We start from the raw sequence: 280 nt of genomic DNA on the forward strand, positions 1-280 counted from the left end.
CTGGGCTTTATATAATAAAGTGACGGGGTATTGATAGACAGATTACCCCCGTAGAGGTCAGCGACCTCCTGCTTCATATCGTTATGGGTAGTGCGTGTCCTGTCACTGGTCACTCCCCCTAGTATCATCCAGCCTATGGTCGTACAGATATAAATAGCGATAATAGCAAGCAGGCGCATAGTTGTCATGGATTTATTCCTCTGTTTTAGAATAATAATTTTGTCATTATACACCACCTGCTGTTATTTTATTTGTGATTTCTTATCCCGTTCTGGTTGTT

General features: G+C 41.4%; 1 protein-coding gene. It reads right to left on the minus strand.

What is annotated here, in order from left to right:
• The coding region (locus L5876_RS14695; protein WP_236957108.1) for a hypothetical protein at positions 1-188 on the minus strand (188 nt) is incomplete at its 3' end.
• Positions 189-280: the final 92 nt, after the last annotated feature.

The sequence above is a fragment of the Hyphobacterium sp. SN044 genome (assembly GCF_021864465.1).
Lineage (GTDB): Bacteria > Pseudomonadota > Alphaproteobacteria > Caulobacterales > Maricaulaceae > Hyphobacterium.